This is a genomic window from Streptococcus sp. KHUD_017, from assembly GCF_054861245.1.
The window spans coordinates 579,145-598,269 of record NZ_CM142175.1 but is presented as its reverse complement, the minus strand read 5'-3'; the positions used below and the strand labels follow the sequence as shown (position 1 = coordinate 598,269).

The 19,125-nt window shown below is 40.1% G+C and carries 12 protein-coding genes; 6 read left to right on the top strand and 6 right to left on the bottom strand.

Features of this window, described 5'->3' with window-relative positions; all coding sequences use genetic code 11:
* Positions 1–108: 108 nt before the first annotated feature.
* The 4 genes from ACVAMZ_RS02910 to ACVAMZ_RS02895 all read right to left on the bottom strand — a co-directional run bounded on the left by ACVAMZ_RS02910 (position 109) and on the right by ACVAMZ_RS02895 (position 9,991).
* Complete coding sequence (locus ACVAMZ_RS02910) at positions 109–7,347, bottom strand: SIALI-17 repeat-containing surface protein (RefSeq protein ID WP_461684985.1); 7,239 nt, start codon at positions 7,345–7,347, stop codon at positions 109–111.
* A gap of 236 nt (positions 7,348–7,583) precedes the next feature.
* Positions 7,584–8,441: a bifunctional methylenetetrahydrofolate dehydrogenase/methenyltetrahydrofolate cyclohydrolase gene (locus ACVAMZ_RS02905; protein WP_414275454.1), complete on the bottom strand. Its 858-nt coding sequence runs from the start codon at positions 8,439–8,441 to the stop codon at positions 7,584–7,586.
* Between the two features lie 132 nt (positions 8,442–8,573).
* The gene (locus tag ACVAMZ_RS02900) at positions 8,574–9,308 is read right to left on the bottom strand and encodes an amino acid ABC transporter ATP-binding protein (RefSeq protein WP_414272124.1); all 735 of its coding nucleotides are present in this window, start codon (positions 9,306–9,308) and stop codon (positions 8,574–8,576) included.
* Positions 9,308–9,991 carry an amino acid ABC transporter permease gene (locus ACVAMZ_RS02895; RefSeq protein ID WP_461684984.1) on the bottom strand — a complete coding sequence of 228 codons (684 nt, stop codon included), beginning with the start codon at positions 9,989–9,991 and terminating at the stop codon, positions 9,308–9,310. Before ACVAMZ_RS02895 ends, ACVAMZ_RS02900 begins: the two co-directional genes overlap by 1 nt.
* 202 nt (positions 9,992–10,193) lie before the next feature.
* On the opposite strand from ACVAMZ_RS02895, the gene ACVAMZ_RS02890 reads away from it, so the two are divergent.
* From ACVAMZ_RS02890 to ACVAMZ_RS02870, 5 genes are all read left to right on the top strand, one after another.
* On the top strand, positions 10,194–10,424 hold the full coding sequence (locus tag ACVAMZ_RS02890; protein ID WP_004253825.1) for a DUF1797 family protein: 231 nt from the start codon (positions 10,194–10,196) through the stop codon (positions 10,422–10,424).
* 239 nt (positions 10,425–10,663) lie between these two features.
* The gene (locus ACVAMZ_RS02885; protein ID WP_461684983.1) at positions 10,664–12,913 is read left to right on the top strand and encodes an ATP-dependent Clp protease ATP-binding subunit; all 2,250 of its coding nucleotides are present in this window, start codon (positions 10,664–10,666) and stop codon (positions 12,911–12,913) included.
* An 89-nt stretch (positions 12,914–13,002) separates the two neighbouring features.
* Positions 13,003–13,452: an NUDIX hydrolase gene (locus ACVAMZ_RS02880; RefSeq protein ID WP_006152478.1), complete on the top strand. Its 450-nt coding sequence runs from the start codon at positions 13,003–13,005 to the stop codon at positions 13,450–13,452.
* A gap of 63 nt (positions 13,453–13,515) precedes the next feature.
* Complete coding sequence (locus ACVAMZ_RS02875; RefSeq protein WP_004253819.1) at positions 13,516–13,815, top strand: DUF1827 family protein; 300 nt, start codon at positions 13,516–13,518, stop codon at positions 13,813–13,815.
* Between the two features lie 172 nt (positions 13,816–13,987).
* A complete protein-coding gene (locus tag ACVAMZ_RS02870) occupies positions 13,988–14,620 on the top strand; it encodes a GNAT family N-acetyltransferase (RefSeq protein ID WP_461684982.1) in 633 nt (210 codons plus the stop codon).
* A 46-nt stretch (positions 14,621–14,666) separates the two neighbouring features.
* Here ACVAMZ_RS02870 and metK read toward each other — a convergent pair whose 3' ends face one another.
* Both metK and ACVAMZ_RS02860 read right to left on the bottom strand, forming a co-directional pair.
* Positions 14,667–15,857 (bottom strand): methionine adenosyltransferase, encoded by a 1,191-nt coding sequence (gene metK, locus ACVAMZ_RS02865; protein ID WP_461684981.1) that lies wholly within the window; start codon positions 15,855–15,857, stop codon positions 14,667–14,669.
* A 236-nt stretch (positions 15,858–16,093) separates the two neighbouring features.
* On the bottom strand, positions 16,094–16,792 hold the full coding sequence (locus tag ACVAMZ_RS02860; RefSeq protein ID WP_024054207.1) for a GntR family transcriptional regulator: 699 nt from the start codon (positions 16,790–16,792) through the stop codon (positions 16,094–16,096).
* Positions 16,793–16,932: 140 nt separating this feature from the next.
* Here ACVAMZ_RS02860 and guaA point away from each other — a divergent pair, with 140 nt between their 5' ends.
* Positions 16,933–18,495 carry a glutamine-hydrolyzing GMP synthase gene (gene guaA, locus ACVAMZ_RS02855; protein ID WP_371500619.1) on the top strand — a complete coding sequence of 521 codons (1,563 nt, stop codon included), beginning with the start codon at positions 16,933–16,935 and terminating at the stop codon, positions 18,493–18,495.
* Positions 18,496–19,125: the final 630 nt, after the last annotated feature.

Here is a 19,125-nt window from a genome sequence, read left to right as displayed (position 1 = left end):
CTTACTTTCATTATACACCTCACTACCCAATTAATAAAGGAGAAGACTATATAGTCTTCTCCTTTTTTCATAATGATTAGCCTTTTAAGAATAATGAGTTATGAGTCATTATTCTTCCTTGCGTTTCCCATTTAGGAATGCTGCTGATAAGGCTAGACTGAGACCTGCTAGGAAAATTGCTGTATCAGATTGACTTTCACCAGTTTCTGGAAGTCTTGCTGAGTCTGCTTTCCCTGAAGTATTTTCAAGGACTTGTGAACCCTGGGTCTGTTTAGCAGAAGCCTGAGTTTCTGAAGGTTTATCAGATAAACCTCGAATATCGGCAACAGGTTTGTCGATTGTTGGAGCTGCTTGATTCCCTGAGGTACCTAAAGGACCTGTGTATTCTGGGAGCTCGTTCTTATCTGCTTGCACAGCATTGACTCCACCCTTGAATTCAGGCACTTCATTTTTAGCAGCTTCAACCCAATTAGCTCCGCCCTTGAACTCTGGAACTTCATTTTTAGCGGCTTCGACCCAATTAACTCCACCCTTGAACTCTGGAACTTCAACGATTGGGGCTGCTTGGTCACCTGCAGTACCGATAAAGCCGCTATATTCTGGGACTTCTACTACTGGGGCAGGATCCTCACCTACAGTTCCAATAGGGGCTGTGTATTCTGGAATTTCAAGAACAGGAGCCGGCTCATCACCCTTGCTACTTGTAACAAGTGCTTTTACTCCTACTTCAACAATTTGATCTTTTGCATCACTTGTTTCAGTGTGAACAATTTTACGACTTGTTCCTAAAACTTCGACATAGTCTACTTTTTCTCCATTTTTGCCTTCTGATACGATACGACGTTCATCTTTAGCTAAATCACTATTCTCACGAATAATTTCCTTAAATGGAATGACAGATTTCTCAACTTCCAGACTTGGACGATCTAAGACAAGAGCTTGATCATCTACTGCATGACTAGCTTCAGAACCAGCTTGGAAGTATAGACGATATTCTTTAACGAGACTACCATCTTTAGCAAGAAGTCGAACAAGTGTTGGAAGATTGTCTTGGCTTGACTCAACGACAGTCGCTACAGCATGACCACTTGTTTGGACAGTCACTTTTGGTTTCGCTCCATTTGAAGTCAATCGATATTCTGAAACAGTAGGATCAAAGTTTTCCAATGCTTTTCCAGCAACTGAAATAGTCACTGCAGGTGTTTTTGAATCACTTGCTTTGGCTGGAGAATAGGCACTAAACTCGACCATTGCAAGACCATTGGTTGTTGATTTGCGAGTCATACGTGCGCGAATAGCAGATGTCTGAATCGGATCAAAGGTAAATTCGATTGGCTTACCAGCCACGATTGCTCCAGATGCTTTATAAGGAATTTCTTCCCAATTTTCTGCCTTGTTAAACGGATGATCCGCATTTTCCTCATAACGTGAAATGGTGCTTGGTTCAGAATAAGTTGGTCCAACGTATCTTTCGAGTACCATTGTCGCTGGTGCATCTGTTCCACTGTCTTTGAAGAATTGGATTGCTACTTTTCCAACAGACTGAGGTGTAATCTGACCGTTCTTCTTAAAGAGAACTCCCACGGACACTTCTTGATCTTTTGGAGTCCGAGACCAGTTTGTCCAACGATTATCCTCATTAAATCGACCATCGTTGATATAGAAGATTTTATCATTAGAAGCGGCATCGGTATCGTTTGTAGTAGAGGCAAAGGCTTTAGAGTCAGTCGCATTATTGCTTGCATTCTCAGAGATAACTTGATTTCCTCTTGCCAGAACGGTTACTTGCATCTTAGTTGTCAGGTCTGTTCCTAGGATATGACCAAGCACTTCAAAGGTGCCTTCCTGGTCTGTCGCATGTTCAGCCACTGCATCCCATTCTACGGCTAGTTTATCTGTAGTCCAATCTGTTTCTGTTGGATAGTATACTGTCAATTCTGTAGGTAATTGAAGCTTATCGCCAACACTCAATGTCATGGCAGCATTTTCGGCAGCTACTGGTTGTGTAGATTCTTTTTTACCATCACGGAAAATGCGATACTCTTTCAAGATGCTTCCGTCTTCTGCCTTCAAAATGAGGCGTGTTGCTCCTTCTGGGCTTGTAGCAGGGACAATCGTTACCACACCATTGTCGCTTGCTGTTGCAGTAATCACTTTGCTAGCTTGAGGAATATGATAGTCTGTCTTAGCTGGATTGAAATGTTCAAGGCTCTTGCCATCTACTTGGATAGAAATCTCTGAACTTGAAGCACTTGGAACTTTATTTCCTAAGATAGTGATTTCGGTCAAACCGACACCAGCCGTACCATTTGCTTTCTTCATGCGAATACGAACTGCATAGGTCTCAACCTTATCAAATGTAAAGTGGTTAGTTTGGCTTGCAGATAATCGTCCTGGAGCTTTGAGATGTTCAACCTCTTTCCAGTTGGTAGCATTGTTAAATGGATGCTTGGCATCTCCTTGAGCATGATTGACATCAGTTGGTAAATCTGGAATTTCTTGACCAACATAATACTCGATGACATATTCTTTTGGAAGTCCAATCGCACCATCTGTATAGAAATCAACTGAAAGATTGTCGACAAAGCGTTTGGTTAAATCTCCCGAATTACCAAATAAGATAGACGCCCAATCGTTATCAGTATTTGTTTGCCATGTAGTCCATCTATTCTTGACATCTGTATTGGCTCTTGAAACGGTCAAGTCATTCAGAGTATTGGCCGAATCATCTCCACCAGTATTGGATACGATAGCTGCTGGCAATTGTGAACCTGTCCATTGTTTCGAGATATTATTTCCCGCAACAACCTGACTGGAAACACGAACATGAGCCTTGGTAGTCAGAGAGCTACCAACCAATTGACCTTTGATTTCAAAGATTCCTTCAGTTTGACTAAAGTTAGCTGGCACCTTATCCCAAACGACATCATTATAGACAGTTGTTCCATTAGAATGGTAGGCACGAACGTTAGCTGGCAATTGAACCGTTTCACCCTTAGGAAGAGTGAGGCTGATTTCTTCTGCAACCTGCAATCCTTCAACAGTCACATTTGCAATAGCTTCAATGTCTGTACCTTCTACATGACCTTTTAAGGTAAAGCTATGATAACTAGCGAGTTCTTTTGCATCCACCTTGTCCCAAGTTACAGCTAGCTTACGAGGCAAACCTTTGTCAAATTCTGCTCCGATTTTATCAGGCAAATTCGGTTGCTGATTGATATCTGTAGAGATAGAAACAGGATGAAGCTTAACAATTTTCTTAACTACTTTGTTTTCTTTGATGACCACTACGGTGGCTACAGATTGAGTCTTATCAGTTTGATTGTCAATACGAGGTGTGAGCGTCACACTACCTTTAGTGTAAAGTAGCAAGTTCTGTCCGTTTACTTCAAGATGCCCACCATCAGTAGAGCTAGCATCCAAGTGAATATCTGATGCTGAAAATTCAGTCTGTGAACCATCTTCGTAATGCCCAATGACATGATAAGGAAGGACTTGATCTTCTGTTGCAGTCTCTTTTCCTTCTACACTTACTTCCAAGCGTGTCAAGGCAGGGGCTTCTTTCACAAATTGAATCAAGTAAGTTTGAACCAAATCGCCCTTTTGGTCACTCAAGAATACAGAAGCCTGATAATCATTAGCTGCTGAAGCTTGTTGAACTGTTACCTGATAGCCTCTTGTCTGTGCTCCGACACTTGGAATTTCAGCACTGTAAGGAAGGGATACTCGGTAGTAGGTCTTTCCAGGCTCAAAGTTTTCAAGAGACTTATCTCCAACCGTGAGTCCTGTAACAGTGTTTTCTGTTTCCTTGTCACTTGCGATAAAGGTTGCCGTAACCTCGTAGTCATTGCCTTCCAATTTACCAGTTGCTTCCGTACGTCCACCTTCTTTTGTCAAGGCAGAAGGATCTTTCAAGGTCCAAGAAACGACATCCGCATCAACCAAGTTACCATCTGACAAAACAGCCGTTACCGTTTTATCCAAATCCTCTGTAGCTGTACCAACTGGTACAGTTGCAACTTTAGGCAACCACTTATCAAGAGCAATGACCTTAACAAGGGCTTCAGCCTTAGCTTCGAGACCTTCCACGCTACCAAGAACTTTTTTCTCCCCTGCACTAGTAAGGAGATCATCTGGTATATCCCAAGTTACAGATTTTTCTTCAACACTGCCGTCGCTATAAATAGCTGTCACAGTTTTTGGCAATTTAGGATTTTCGCTAACATCTGTAGTCGCCTTCACAGGGGCAAAAGCGACAAAATGACGATTTTCTTTTTTGCCTGAAACGGTTATAACCGTCGCCTGATCAGAAGCTAAACCTGCAGAATCAGCATAAAGAGTAAATTTCCCTTCTTTTTCAGTGGATTTAACAATGACAACACCTTTACCATTGAAGGCTTTTCTCTGCCATGTGCCATCTTTCTGAGCTTTATAACGTTCACGGCTAGCTTGTTCCCCATTATCCACACCGACAATCTGACCTTGCCCATGAAGATTGAAATGAACAAGATTATTGGCAGTTGGTACAACATTGCCATCTTCATCAACGATTTCATAATGGATATAAGACAAATCTTTGCCGTCTGCAGTGATGACATGTTCTTCCTTGGTGAGACGAACTCTAGCTGGCTCTCCAGCCGTTGTTACACTATCACGCGCAATCTCTTTACCATTTTCATCACGAGCAATAGCAGTTAAGGTGCCTGGTTTATAGTCCACCAACCACTCAAGATACAATTCACTTGGTTTAGCACCCTCGTGATAAGGGCGTCCATCTTCAGTTGTTTTCTTAACAAATTCCTTCTTACCAAGGGACTCGTTGTTCAAGAACAATTCTACGCTAGCAGCATTTGAGAAGGTCCGAACTGGAACCTTGCCATTGATGAGCATATTACGTTCCTTGAGCGTTTCTTCTGTCCAATTCCAGTGAGGCATGATACGAACAGTTGGTTTTTCTTTAGCACTATACCACTCACTACGGTATAAATAGAAATCATTCTTAGGCAAGCCTGCTGTATCAATAATACCAAAGTAAGAGCTTTTCACTGGTGTATGATCTTGGTTATGCCAAGGTGTAGGCTCACCAATATAGTCGAAACCAGTCCAGATGAACTGACCTGCATAGCCAGCACGATCACGGTCAAAGGTCCAAGATTCAGTAGCTGTTCTACCCCAAGCTACACGGTCATTACCATAGTCAGATTGTTCATAATGACGATTTGGACGATTATCGTGCCAGAGTAAATGAGCAGGATCAAAATAAGAATCTCGAGTTCGAGTCGCTGAAGAAGTTTCAGAACCGTAAATCAACCAGTCTGGATGCGCTTTACGAACAGCATCATAATTCCGTTCACCATAGTTCATACCGACAGCATCCATAATTGCTGCCAATTTCAAGAATTCTCCAGTAGACCTATTACTAAATTTGTTCTCACCCATGGTCACATAGCGCTCTGTATCGATTGCTTTGATGATAGCTTTCAAGCGCTTAGCTGTTTCTAGTGAACGTTCCCCACCATCTGCTTCATCCACTTCATTACCGAGTGACCACATGACGATGGATGGATTATTTTTATCACGTTCGACCATGGTTCTCAGGTCAAAATCAGACCACTTCTCACCCTTCTTGGCTTCTGGGTGGGTTGCATCTTGGTCAAAGAAACGTCCATAGTCATACGTTTTCTTGCCACGATACCAAGTATCAAAGGCTTCTTCTTGGACCAAGAGTCCTAGACTAGCAGCAGCATCTAGTAACTGTGGACTTGCTGGATTGTGAGTCGTACGGATAGAGTTAACTCCCATATCTTTCAGGAGTTTTAATTTACGATAGGTTGCCTTATAATTTTCTTCTGCCCCCAAGGCACCATTATCATGGTGGATACTAACTCCGTGGAATTTCATTCTCTCACCGTTCAGTGAGAAGCCTTCTTTAGCTGTCCAGTTGAAATAACGATAACCAAAAGTATCTTCTGTTACATCAACTAGCTGACCTTCATTATAAACCTTGGTTTTTAGAACATAGAGCTGAGGATGGTAGCTTTTTGTTGTCCAGAGAGTTGGCTTGTTAACCAAAATCGTTTGCTTAAAGTCAGCTGTCTCATTTCCTGATAGAGTCTTAGTTACAGAACGAACTAAATCTGAAACAACCTTACCTTCCTTAGTAAAAATCTGTTGCTCCACAAATACCTTGGCTAGAGTCTTGGCAGTATTTTTGATCTTGCTTTGGATTTGTGTTTCAACATTGCCATCTTTTTGTTGAGCTAATTTCGGAGTTGTAATATGATTTCCATTTTCAGCCACTTGCACCTTATCACGATAGCTAAGCGTCACATCACGATAAATACCACTTCCTGAGTACCAACGACTACTTGGTTGCTTATTAGTCACTTGAACAGCAATGGTATTCTCACTGCCATCTTTATTTAAAAATTCAGTAATATCATATGAAAAATGGTTGTAACCACTTGGATAATGACCTACAAATTGACCATTGACATAGACCTTAGAGTCCATGTAAACTCCATCAAAATTAATACGAACGTCTTTGCCCTTGGCAGCTTCGTCTACAGTAAAGGTCTTACGATACCATGCAGTACCCCCGTTTAATTGACCACCTTCGTTTCGAGCAGGAGATTTGTGATCAAAATCAAAATAGATACTCCAGTCATGAGGAAGGTTCAACTTAGACCAGTCATGAACATCCACGTCTTTCTTAGAAAAATCACCCTGAGAATTTAATTTAAAATACCAATCTTTGTTAAAATTTTGTTTTCTTTCTTGTAACAGTTGGTCTTCTTTTTCTTTCTCTTTGGTAACTTGAGGTAAGTCTGTTGCAGAAGTATTTTCCTCCTTAACTTTATGACTAGTTACTGGTTTATTCTGATTTGCTTCAGCAGTATGTTCTTCCAAAACTGCTGGCTTTTCAGAACTAGCTTCTGAAACTGTAGGCGCTTTTTCATCCACTGCAGTTGCTGGTTTTTCAGCTTTATCTTCCTTAGGGGTGACTACTTCTGCTTCCTTTTCTTCCTTAGGACTTGTTGCCTCAGTCGCCTTTTCTTCAGTTGCTGGTTTTTCAGTTTCCACCTTATCCTTTTCTTCTTTATAAGTAGAAGAATCTTGTGGACTGTTTTGCTCAGCTTTTGCAATGGCTGCAGCAAGATCATCTGGAAGTTTATCTAAAGGTTGAACTTGATGAATTGTTTCTTCGCTAGGACTAGCTGTTTCTGCTTCAGCTGCTTGCGCTACCTGAAGACCAAAAATACTAGCTCCAATCATAACTGAAGCCGCACCAATTGCAAACTTACGAATACTAAAATGACACCGTTTTTCAAAAAATCTCTTATCCATTATGGTTCCTTTCTAAGTTATAGTAAGCGATTACATTTTGCTTCAAAAAATAAACCTCCCTCTAGACGCTTACTTCATTTACATATACATATTGTTACTTTTAATATATCAAAATAGTAGAGTTTTTTCAATAATTTGTAGAAGTTTTACTGGAATTTTAGTAGAAATCGAGCAAGAAAAAAGCAAGTTCTAAAAATAACTTGCTTTTAAAGTTCTATTAATAATTACAGAGATGATTAATCTTTATCCAGCGTTCTTAAAGCCGCCTGATAAGTCTGCTCCATCAGCATAGTAATGGTCATAGGTCCTACTCCACCAGGTACAGGTGTGATATGGCTAGCGACTGGTGCAACAGCATCATAGTCAACATCTCCACAGAGTTTGCCATTTTCATCTCGGTTCATCCCCACATCAATAACAACTGCCCCAGGTTTGACAAAATCAGCAGTCACGAACTTAGCACGACCGATAGCTACGACCAAAATGTCGGCTTTAGAAGCTACTTGGGCTAGATTGTGGGTGCGAGAGTGGGTCAAGGTTACAGTTGCATTTTTAGCCAACAGCAACTGAGCCATGGGTTTCCCGACAATATTGGAACGACCAATTACGACCGCATTTTTACCTTCTAAGTCAATCCCATATTCATGAAACATTTCCATAATTCCTGCAGGTGTTGAAGGAATCATAACTGGATGACCAGACCAGAGGCGTCCCATGTTGAGAGGATGGAAACCATCCACATCCTTTTCTGGATCAATAGCTAGTAAAATAGCTTCTTCATCGATGTGTTTTGGTAATGGAAGCTGGACCAAAATCCCATGCCATGCTGGATCTTGGTTGTATTTGGCAATCAACTCCAACAATTCCTCTTGAGTAATGGTCTCCGGAACACGTACAACTTCACTTTGGAAGCCCGCTGCGATAGCTGAACGTTCCTTGTTACGAACGTAAACTTGGCTGGCTGGATTTTCTCCGACTAAAATGACAACTAAGCCAGGCACCAAGCCTGTCTCTTCTTTTAGTTTAGCTGTTTTTTCAGCCAGTTGTCCTTGTAGCTTGGCTGCTAAAGCCTTCCCATCAATAATCTGTGTCATGTATTTTCTCTTTTCTAACAAATATCCTCTATTATAACAAAAAATCGCTCGACCTTCTAACACTTCTTACCTAAGATACCCTATAGTCTGAAACTATAAGAAAAAGCCCTCTTGGAGCTTTTCATCATATTCTTACAAAACCTTACTCAAGAAATCCTTGGTTCTTTGTTCTTGTGTTTGATCAAAAATTTGCTCAGGTGTTCCATCCTCGACAACTACACCGTCAGCCATAAAAATAACACGGTCTGCTACTTCACGCGCAAAGCCCATCTCATGTGTTACGATGACCATGGTCATACCTGACTTGGCAAGTTCTTGCATAACTGCTAGTACTTCCCCTACCATTTCTGGGTCTAGGGCAGAAGTCGGTTCATCAAAGAGTAGGACATCTGGTTCCATAGCAAGACCACGCGCGATAGCGATACGCTGTTGTTGCCCGCCCGACAAGCTTTGTGGATAGGCATCGGCCTTATCTGGCAATCCAACCTTTTCCAAGAGCTCAAGCGCTCTCTTCTCAGCCACTTCCTTACTTTCTCCCTTAGTCTTAATCGGAGAAAGTGTAATGTTTTCCATGACTGTCATATTCGGGAAGAGATTGAACTGTTGGAAAACCATTCCCATCTTTTCGCGCATGGCAAAAAGGTCATTTTTCTTATCCGTAATGTCAACACCCTCAAAGATAACCTTTCCTTTTGTAGCTTCTTCAAGGAGATTCATCGAGCGAAGGAGGGTTGACTTACCGCTACCAGATGGTCCAATAATGACCACTACTTCCCCTTTTTTAATTTCAAGATCAATCCCTTTTAAAACTTCATTTTTGCCAAAACTTTTATGAAGGTTTTCAATTTTTATAAGTGTTTCAGTCATTATTTTTTATCTCCTTGTCCCATACGATTTTCAAAAGCTTTCAAGGCCAGCGTCAAGATAGAGGTCATAATCAAGTAGTAAAAGGCTGCAAATAGAAGTGGAGTTAAAGGTAAGTATGTGGTTGTTGACACCGTAGTAGCTCCATTCCACAACTCCATAACCCCGATAGCTGACAAGAGCGAGCTATCCTTGATAATGGTAATAAACTCATTCCCCAAGGCTGGTAAAATATTCTTGATAGCCTGTGGTAAAATGACATAGCGCATAGCATTTTTAGGGCGAATACCTAGTGAATAGGCTGCTTCTAGTTGTCCTTTTGGCACTGCATTAATCCCAGCACGAACAGTTTCTGATACATAGGCACCACTATTCATAGAGATAATGATAATCCCTGGGATCAAACGAGTCAGATCAACATCTAAGATTCCAATTTGAATAGTCGGAGCACTAATATGCATCAAGGCAAAGGCAATCATAATCTGCACCATCATCGGTGTCCCACGGAAGACCCAGATGTAAAGATTAGCAAACCAAACAAGTGGTTTAATCTTCGAACGTTGTGCAAAGGCCAACAACACTCCTAGAATAGTCCCTAAAAAGACCACTAAGATAGAAATGATAATGGTAACAATAGCGCCGTAGTTAAAATATGGCAAATATTTCGGTAAAAAAGAAAAATTCATGGATGCTCTACTTTCTACATTTAATTTAAACTTAAAACTTGTATAAGGATAACATATTTTGTATAAAAATGCAACATCCTTACCTGATATTTTCAATAAATTTTCAAAGACGAGGGAAATAGCGAGAAATCTAAGTTTTTTCTAGTCAAGTAGAGTCTGTTTATGGTAAAATAGTAAAGATAAGAAATGGAGGAGAATCAAAATGGAATCACATTTGGTTAGAATCATCAATCGCTTAGAAGCAATGACAAAAGATGGTGGTAACTTGAAACGTAACTTTGAACGCGAAGGAGTTGTTGTCGCAGAGGTTGCTTTTAACCATGACGAAGAAAACGGACCACTCTTTACACTTCGTGATGTTGAAGCTCGTGAAACGTATACATTTGATAGCATTGACTTGATTGCAATGGAAATCTACGAACTTTTATACTAATAGTTGAATAGAGGCGGGAAAGTCTCCTGCTTTGACCAATGAAAATCCTTTTTGCATGACAAATAGGATTTTTCTTTTTATCCCTATATTTCATCTACAAAACTCTTTTATCATGAGTTCTAAGACTCAATCTTTTTACTTGCTTTCCCCTTCAATCATGATATAATGAGACTAAAGAACTTTGACTATTCTTGACCTTTCTTTTTTAGTCAAAGCCAAGAAAGAAACGAGGTAGAGGTATGCTCTGTCAAAATTGTAAAATCAATGACTCAACAATCCATCTTTACACCAATCTTAATGGACAACAAAAGCAAATTGACCTTTGTCAAAATTGCTACAAAATTATCAAAACAGATCCTAACAATAGCTTATTTAAAGGAATTACAGATTTAAACAACCGTGATTTTGATCCCTTTGGAGACTTCTTTAACGATCTGAACAACTTTAGACCTTCTTCAAATAACAATGTTCCTCCAACTCAGTCAGGTGGTGGTTATGGCGGCAATGGTGGTTATGGTTCCCAAAATCGCGGGCCAGCTCAAACACCTCCTCCTAGTCAAGAAAAAGGACTCTTGGAAGAATATGGTATCAATATAACTGAGATTGCCCGTCGTGGAAATGTCGACCCTGTTATCGGTCGTGACGAAGAAATCATCCGTGTCATTGAAATTCTCAACCGTAGAACCAAAAACAATCCCGTCCTTATCGGAGAGCCTGGTGTTGGTAAGACAGCCGTTGTCGAAGGCCTCGCTCAAAAAATTGTAGATGGAGATGTCCCTCATAAACTTCAAGGGAAAGAAGTCATCCGCTTAGACGTTGTTAGCCTTGTCCAAGGCACAGGAATTCGTGGCCAGTTTGAAGAGCGTATGCAGAAACTCATGGAGGAAATCCGAAAACGTGAGGATATTATCCTCTTTATCGACGAAATTCATGAAATCGTTGGTGCTGGTTCTGCTGGAGACGGTAATATGGATGCAGGAAACATCCTCAAACCTGCCCTTGCTCGTGGCGAACTTCAGTTAGTGGGTGCTACTACCCTCAATGAATATCGCATCATCGAAAAGGATGCAGCCCTTGAGCGCCGTATGCAACCTGTCAAAGTTGATGAACCAACAGTGGAAGAAACTATCACTATCCTCAAAGGTATTCAAAAGAAATACGAGGATTATCACCACGTTCATTATACAGACGCTGCTATTGAAGCCGCTGCTACTCTTTCTAACCGCTACATCCAAGATCGTTTCTTGCCAGATAAGGCTATTGACCTTTTAGATGAAGCTGGTTCAAAAATGAACTTAACTTTGAATTTTGTGGATCCAAAGGTTATCGACCAACGCTTAATCGAAGCAGAAAATCTCAAGGCTCAAGCAACTCGAGATGAAGATTTTGAAAAAGCAGCCTACTTCCGTGACCAGATTGCTAAATATAAGGAAATGCAAAAGACCAAGGTAACGGATCAGGATACTCCAATCATCAGCGAAAAGACGATTGAACACATTATTGAGCAAAAGACTAATATTCCAGTTGGTGATTTGAAAGAAAAAGAGCAGTCTCAACTCATCAACCTAGCAGACGACCTCAAGGCTAATGTCATCGGTCAAGATGATGCAGTTGATAAGATTGCTAAGGCTATCCGCCGTAACCGTGTTGGGCTTGGAACTCCAAACCGTCCAATCGGTAGCTTCCTCTTTGTTGGTCCTACTGGTGTCGGTAAGACAGAACTTTCTAAACAACTGGCTATTGAGCTTTTTGGTTCTGCTGATAGCATGATTCGCTTTGATATGAGCGAATACATGGAAAAACATAGCGTTGCCAAACTCGTCGGTGCCCCTCCAGGATACGTAGGCTATGATGAAGCTGGACAATTGACTGAAAAGGTTCGTCGTAACCCCTACTCACTTATCCTCTTGGACGAGGTTGAAAAAGCCCATCCAGATGTTATGCATATGTTCCTTCAAGTATTGGATGATGGCCGTTTAACGGATGGTCAAGGTCGAACTGTTAGCTTTAAGGATGCCATCATTATCATGACCTCAAATGCAGGTACAGGCAAGGCTGAAGCTAGTGTTGGTTTTGGTGCTGCTAGAGAAGGTCGTACCAACTCTGTCCTTGGAGAATTAGGTAACTTCTTTAGTCCAGAATTCATGAACCGCTTTGATGGGATTATCGAATTCAAAGCTCTCAGCAAGGAAAATCTCCTACAAATCGTTGATCTTATGTTGGATGATGTAAATAAACGACTCTCAAGCAACAACATCCATTTAGATGTAACAGATAAGGTGAAAGAAAAACTTGTAGACCTTGGTTACGATCCAAAAATGGGAGCTCGTCCACTCCGTCGTACGATTCAAGACTATATCGAAGATGCGATTACGGACTACTACCTTGAAAATCCAAGTGAAAAAGACCTCAAGGCAGTCATGACAAGTAAAGGTAAAATCGTGATTAAGTCCAAAAACAAAACGGAAACAGTCGAGTCAAACGACTAGTTCCTCACATACAAAAGAATGTTCTTGCTTGACAGTGAGAGCATTCTTTACTATTATAGAAAGAAAGCGCACTCACGAAGGAGAACTTTATGGCAAATCCAACATTTGGAGAAAAAAAAGAGGGAGTAACCTACAAAAATAGATATGGCGTTTATGCAGTCATACCTGATGCAAACCATGAAAAGATTATCCTCGTACAAGCTCCAAATGGTGCATGGTTCTTACCAGGAGGTGAAATTGAAGAAGGCGAAAACCATCTCGAAGCTCTCAAACGAGAATTGATTGAAGAATTAGGATTTACAGCTGAAATCGGCACCTACTACGGGCAAGCTGATGAATATTTTTATTCTAGACATCGTGATACCTACTACTACAATCCAGCCTATCTCTACGAAGCCACTTCTTACCAAGAAATCCAAAAACCTCTCGAGGACTTCAATCACTTAGCTTGGTTCCCAATCGATGAAGCTATTGCTAACTTAAAACGCGGAAGTCACAAATGGGCGATCGAAGCTTGGAAAAAACAACATCAAATTTAAACTATCTTTACCAAATTTCCCAAAAAGTGCTATAATAGACATAGAAATACAGGAGGAAACCCTATGAAGCTTATCAATACTACAAATTCACACTCGCAACTTGTTAAAAGTCAGCTAGAAAGTACCGACGCAACGCTTGTAGAGGTTTATTCTGCGGGAAATACAGATGTTATTTTTACTCAGGCTCCACTTCATTACGAAATCCTCATTTCCAATAAACATCGGGCAATCCGTGAAAAAGAAATGGAAATAATCAAAGAATTTTTCCTCAGTCGTAAAATTAATCAACAGGCTATTGATAAGGCAAATATTAAAACCCTCTATTCTGATAAATTGATTGAGATTTCAATCCCTACAAAATAGAATTAATCTACCCTACAGTTAAAACTGCGGGGTTTTTTAATACCTTTTCTTGTTTATATCTTTAAATAAATTATTGTTAATAAAGCTTTTTTGTGAAAATTTCACATTTCAATCGAAAAATGTGAGAAATTTCGTTATAATAGATAGAGAGATTTTAATGAAGGAGTTTGATATGAAAGAAATAGTATACAGAGAAGCCAGGCTAGATGAATATCAAAAAATTGGAAAAGTGTTGGCTGGTGCCTTTATGGACTACCCTTTCATGACTCTTATCAAAGATGATTTAAAGAAACCAGAATATTACTCAGAATTCTTAGAATTATTGGATAGCCTTCTGACCAGACTCTATATCAAAGGAGAAACCTGTCTTGTTGCTGAACAAGACGGGGAAATCATGGCTGTTGCCCTCTTGCAACAAAAGGATTTTTCTATTCTATCTTATCTGCTGAACGGTATTATCAAGCTTTTCCGCTTTATTACCCCCCGCAATCTCTTGAAGTATCTAGATTTAGTTGATCGCTCTGAACAACATTTGAAAAAATCTGGGAACTTTGATTGGTACTTGATGATGCTAGGAGTCAACTCTTCAATCCAAAACCAAGGAATCGGGAGTGCTTTTCTACAAGAAGGTGTTGAACCTTATCTTAAATCCAAAGGCTGCAAACGCTTGGGCTTGATTACTAGTACTGAAAAAAATGTTTGTTTCTATGAAAAAAACAAGTATGAATTACTAGATTCGATGATGTTAGAATACGGAACAAAATCTATTGGAAACTGGGCTTTTGTAAAAATCCTGGATAACTAATTTTAAACATAAAAAAGATTGGTCCTTAGACCAATCTTTTTTTAGTTTACTTAACGGCTTCTTTCAAGGCTTCTACCTTGTCCAAACGTTCCCATGGAAGATCAATATCTGTACGTCCCATATGTCCATAAGCCGCTGTTTGACGGTAGATTGGACGTTTGAGGTCAAGCATTTGGATGATTCCTGCAGGACGAAGGTCAAAGATTTGACGCGCTGCTTTTTCAAGTTTACTTTCAGCTACTGTTCCAGTACCGAAAGTATCGATACGGACAGATACAGGTTGAGCTACCCCAATCGCGTAAGCCAATTGCACTTCTGCTTTCTTAGCAAGACCTGCAGCAACAATGTTTTTAGCAATGTAGCGAGCTGCATAAGAAGCTGAACGGTCAACCTTAGTCGCATCCTTACCAGAGAAGGCACCACCACCGTGACGTGAATAACCACCATAGGTATCCACGATGATTTTACGACCAGTCAAACCTGAATCTCCTTGAGGTCCTCCGATAACGAAACGACCTGTTGGATTGATAAAGAATTTAGTATCATCATCCAGGTAAGAAGCTGGAATGACTTCTTTGATAACCTTGTTAATCACATCTTCATGGATTTGCTCATTGCTCACTTCTGGATCATGTTGGGTTGAAATAACGACTGTATCCACGCGCACTGGCTGGTCATTTTCATCATATTCAACAGTGACTTGAGATTTAGCATCTGGACGAAGATAGCTAATTTCACCAGATTTGCGGAGCTCTGCCAAACGACGAACCAACTTGTGACTAAGTGAAATTGGCAATGGCATGAGTTCTTCTGTCTCATCCACCGCAAAACCAAACATGAGACCTTGGTCTCCTGCTCCAATCAAATCAAGTGGGTCTTGATCCGCATTTCCACGAACTTCCAAGGCTTCATTAACACCTTGGGCGATATCAGGAGATTGCTCTACCAATGATGGATGAACTCCTACTGTTTCAGCTGAGAATCCGTACTCAGTGTTGGTATAGCCAATCTCTGCAATGGTATCACGTACCACACGGTTAATATCTACATAGGCATTGGTTGAAATTTCACCAAAAACATGAACTGAACCAGTATAAACAGCTGTTTCAGCAGCAACGTGGGCCTCTGGATCTTGCTCTAAAATAGCATCCAAGATAGCATCTGAAATTTGGTCTGCAATCTTATCCGGATGCCCCTCAGATACAGATTCAGACGTGAATAATTTACGTTCTGACATAAAAATGTCCCCCCTTAAAAAATATTCGTTATAGAGTTACAAAGAACTGGTAGGAAGAGTATTTACAATCAATCCCACCACCTTATCGGGACCATATAACCTATCTATTATAACACGAATCTTTGAAAAATACTCGTATGATTGCTATTTTTCTTATTAGGAAAATGTTTTCTAATCATAACCAAATAAAAACTCTTAAAATAGATGAGTTTCAACTTTAAGAGTGATGTTATAAACTAATTATTTTCTAGATAAAATTCAAACCGTTCTCCGACGTATTGGCTCTTTACATACTCAAAAGCCGTTCCGTCATCAAAATAAGAAACCTGAGTCAAACCTAAAATAGCATGCCCTTTTTCAACTTCTAGGTAATGAGCTATCTTTTCTTTTGCTAAACGTGCGTATATGGTCTGGTGAGATTTACCAATTCGATAACCATGCTCTTGCAAGGTTTGAAAGAAGTGCTTGGTTACTTCTTCTTTTTTGAAATTTTTGATAAATTTCTCAGGAATCGATGCCACTTCATAGACAACAGGGACTTTGTCGGCATAGCGAACACGCTCCATACGAATGATGTTATCAGTTGGCAGTAAACCAAGTTTAGCCACTTCTTGCTCATTTGGAATGGTTCGACGATAAGAAATCAAGTGACTAGACGGAGTTTTCCCTTGAGCTTTAACAATTTCCGTAAAACTAGTTGTTCCACGCATTCTTTCCTGAACACGTGTGCTTGAAACAAAGGTCCCACTACCTACACGTCGTTCCAAAACCCCTTCTTCAACCAAAAGAGAGATTGCCTGACGTAAGGTCATGCGGCTAACGGCAAATTCTTCTGCTAAATCTCGCTCACTTGGAAGTCTTTCCCCAATTTTCCAACTTCCCTCATCAATGTCTTTTTTGATTTGGTCGTGGATTTTCATATAAGCTGGTAACATGCTTGATCACTTCTTTTCTTTATTTTTTCCATTGTACCGTAACTCATAGGGAAAAGTCAAACCGCACTTGTTTAGTTGGTAATTCTAACCCTTTTATGATAGAATATTCAAGAAGATATTTCTTTTAAGAAAGGGAAAAGATGAGCAACATTTCAACTGATTTGCAAGATGTCGAAAAGATCATCGTACTTGACTATGGTAGCCAGTATAACCAACTTATCTCACGTCGTATCCGTGAGATTGGTGTCTTTTCAGAACTAAAAAGTCACAAGATTTCGGCTGACGAAGTCCGTGCTATCAATCCTATCGGGATTGTACTTTCAGGTGGTCCAAACTCTGTTTACGAAGAAGGATCGTTTGATATTGATCCAGAAATTTTCGAATTGGGTATTCCAATTTTAGGAATCTGCTACGGTATGCAGCTTTTGACTCACAAACTTGGAGGAAAGGTTGTTCCTGCAGGCGATGCTGGTAACCGTGAATACGGTCAATCAACATTGACTCACACAGAATCTGCTCTTTTTGCTGGAACTCCAGAAGAACAACTTGTCTTGATGAGCCACGGAGATGCTGTTACAGAAATTCCTGCTGACTTTGTTCGTACTGGAACTTCTGCAGACTGTCCTTATGCATCTATTGAAAACCCTGATAAGAAAATTTACGGTATCCAATTCCACCCAGAAGTTCGCCACTCAGTTCACGGTTATGATATTTTGCGTAACTTTGCTTTGAATATCTGTGGTGCCAAAGGTGACTGGACTATGGATAACTTCATCGAGATGCAAATCAAACAAATCCGTGAAAAAGTTGGAGATAAACGTGTTCTTCTCGGACTTTCTGGTGGTGTTGACTCTTCTGTTGTTGGGGTTCTTCTCCAAAAAGCAATCGGCGATCAATTGATCTGTATCTTTGTAGACCACGGTCTTCTCCGTAAAGGGGAAGCTGACCAAGTTATGGATATGCTTGGTGGTAAGTTTGGTCTCAATATCGTTAAGGCAGACGCTGCCAAACGTTTCCTTGATAAATTGGCTGGTGTTTCTGACCCTGAACAAAAACGGAAGATTATCGGTAACGAATTTGTCTATGTCTTTGACGATGAGGCAAGCAAACTAACAGATGTGAAATTCCTTGCTCAAGGGACACTCTATACTGACGTGATTGAATCTGGTACGGATACTGCTCAAACCATCAAGTCTCACCACAACGTTGGTGGACTCCCAGAAGACATGCAGTTTGAACTGATCGAGCCACTCAACACTCTTTACAAAGATGAAGTTCGTGCCCTTGGTACGGAACTTGGTATGCCAGACCACATCGTATGGCGCCAACCATTCCCAGGACCAGGACTTGCTATCCGTGTCATGGGAGAAATCACTGAAGAAAAACTTGAAACTGTTCGTGAGTCAGATGCTATCCTTCGTGAAGAAATCGCTAAAGCTGGCCTTGACCGTGACATCTGGCAATACTTCACTGTTAATACTGGCGTTCGTTCAGTTGGTGTTATGGGCGACGGTCGTACTTATGACTACACCATTGCCATCCGAGCTATCACTTCTATCGATGGTATGACAGCTGACTTCGCTAAGATCCCTTGGGAAGTTCTCCAAAAAATCTCTGTTCGTATCGTAAACGAAGTTGACCACGTTAACCGCATCGTCTATGATATTACAAGTAAACCACCTGCAACCGTTGAGTGGGAATGATTAATAAACATGATTTGAAGTGAAATGGTTGATTTAACAGCATTTTCAGTTATTATAAAAGGTTAAAAATAAATCAAAATTGATTGGTTCCCCACCAAAAATCCCACCAGAAATATTCTGATGGGATTTTTTATATTAAATTTTATTCTTCTATTATTTGATGCTTTACGAGCTTTCTTAAGACCTAGTTGGAAACATTTTTATTTGAATAAATTTTAATATTCGCTTAAAATCAATGTTTTCCCACATTTTCAGAAAGAACAATTTCATATCATTTGAATAACTTTCATTTGAATGGTGGGAATTTTACCCTAAAAATACACAATTTGAGCTAGATTTTACCAAAAAGTTCACACCATTTAAATTGTTATTGTTTTGTACATTTTTAATAGATAAATTCTAAAATATAGTACAACAAAAAACTCATGAGACCTAAAATAGTGCAAACTGTAAGTAAGTACACTGACAAAAAAACATGAGATTCTATATGCTACTATCATCTTACCAAAGGAACAGATTAAGATAGATACCTATGTGGAATTAGGGAGAAATTTTTTCAAATTGCAACTAAGATTGGTAGCCATCGTTTTATTATCAGTAGAATGGTGAAACGTTGTTCAAGACAGTATT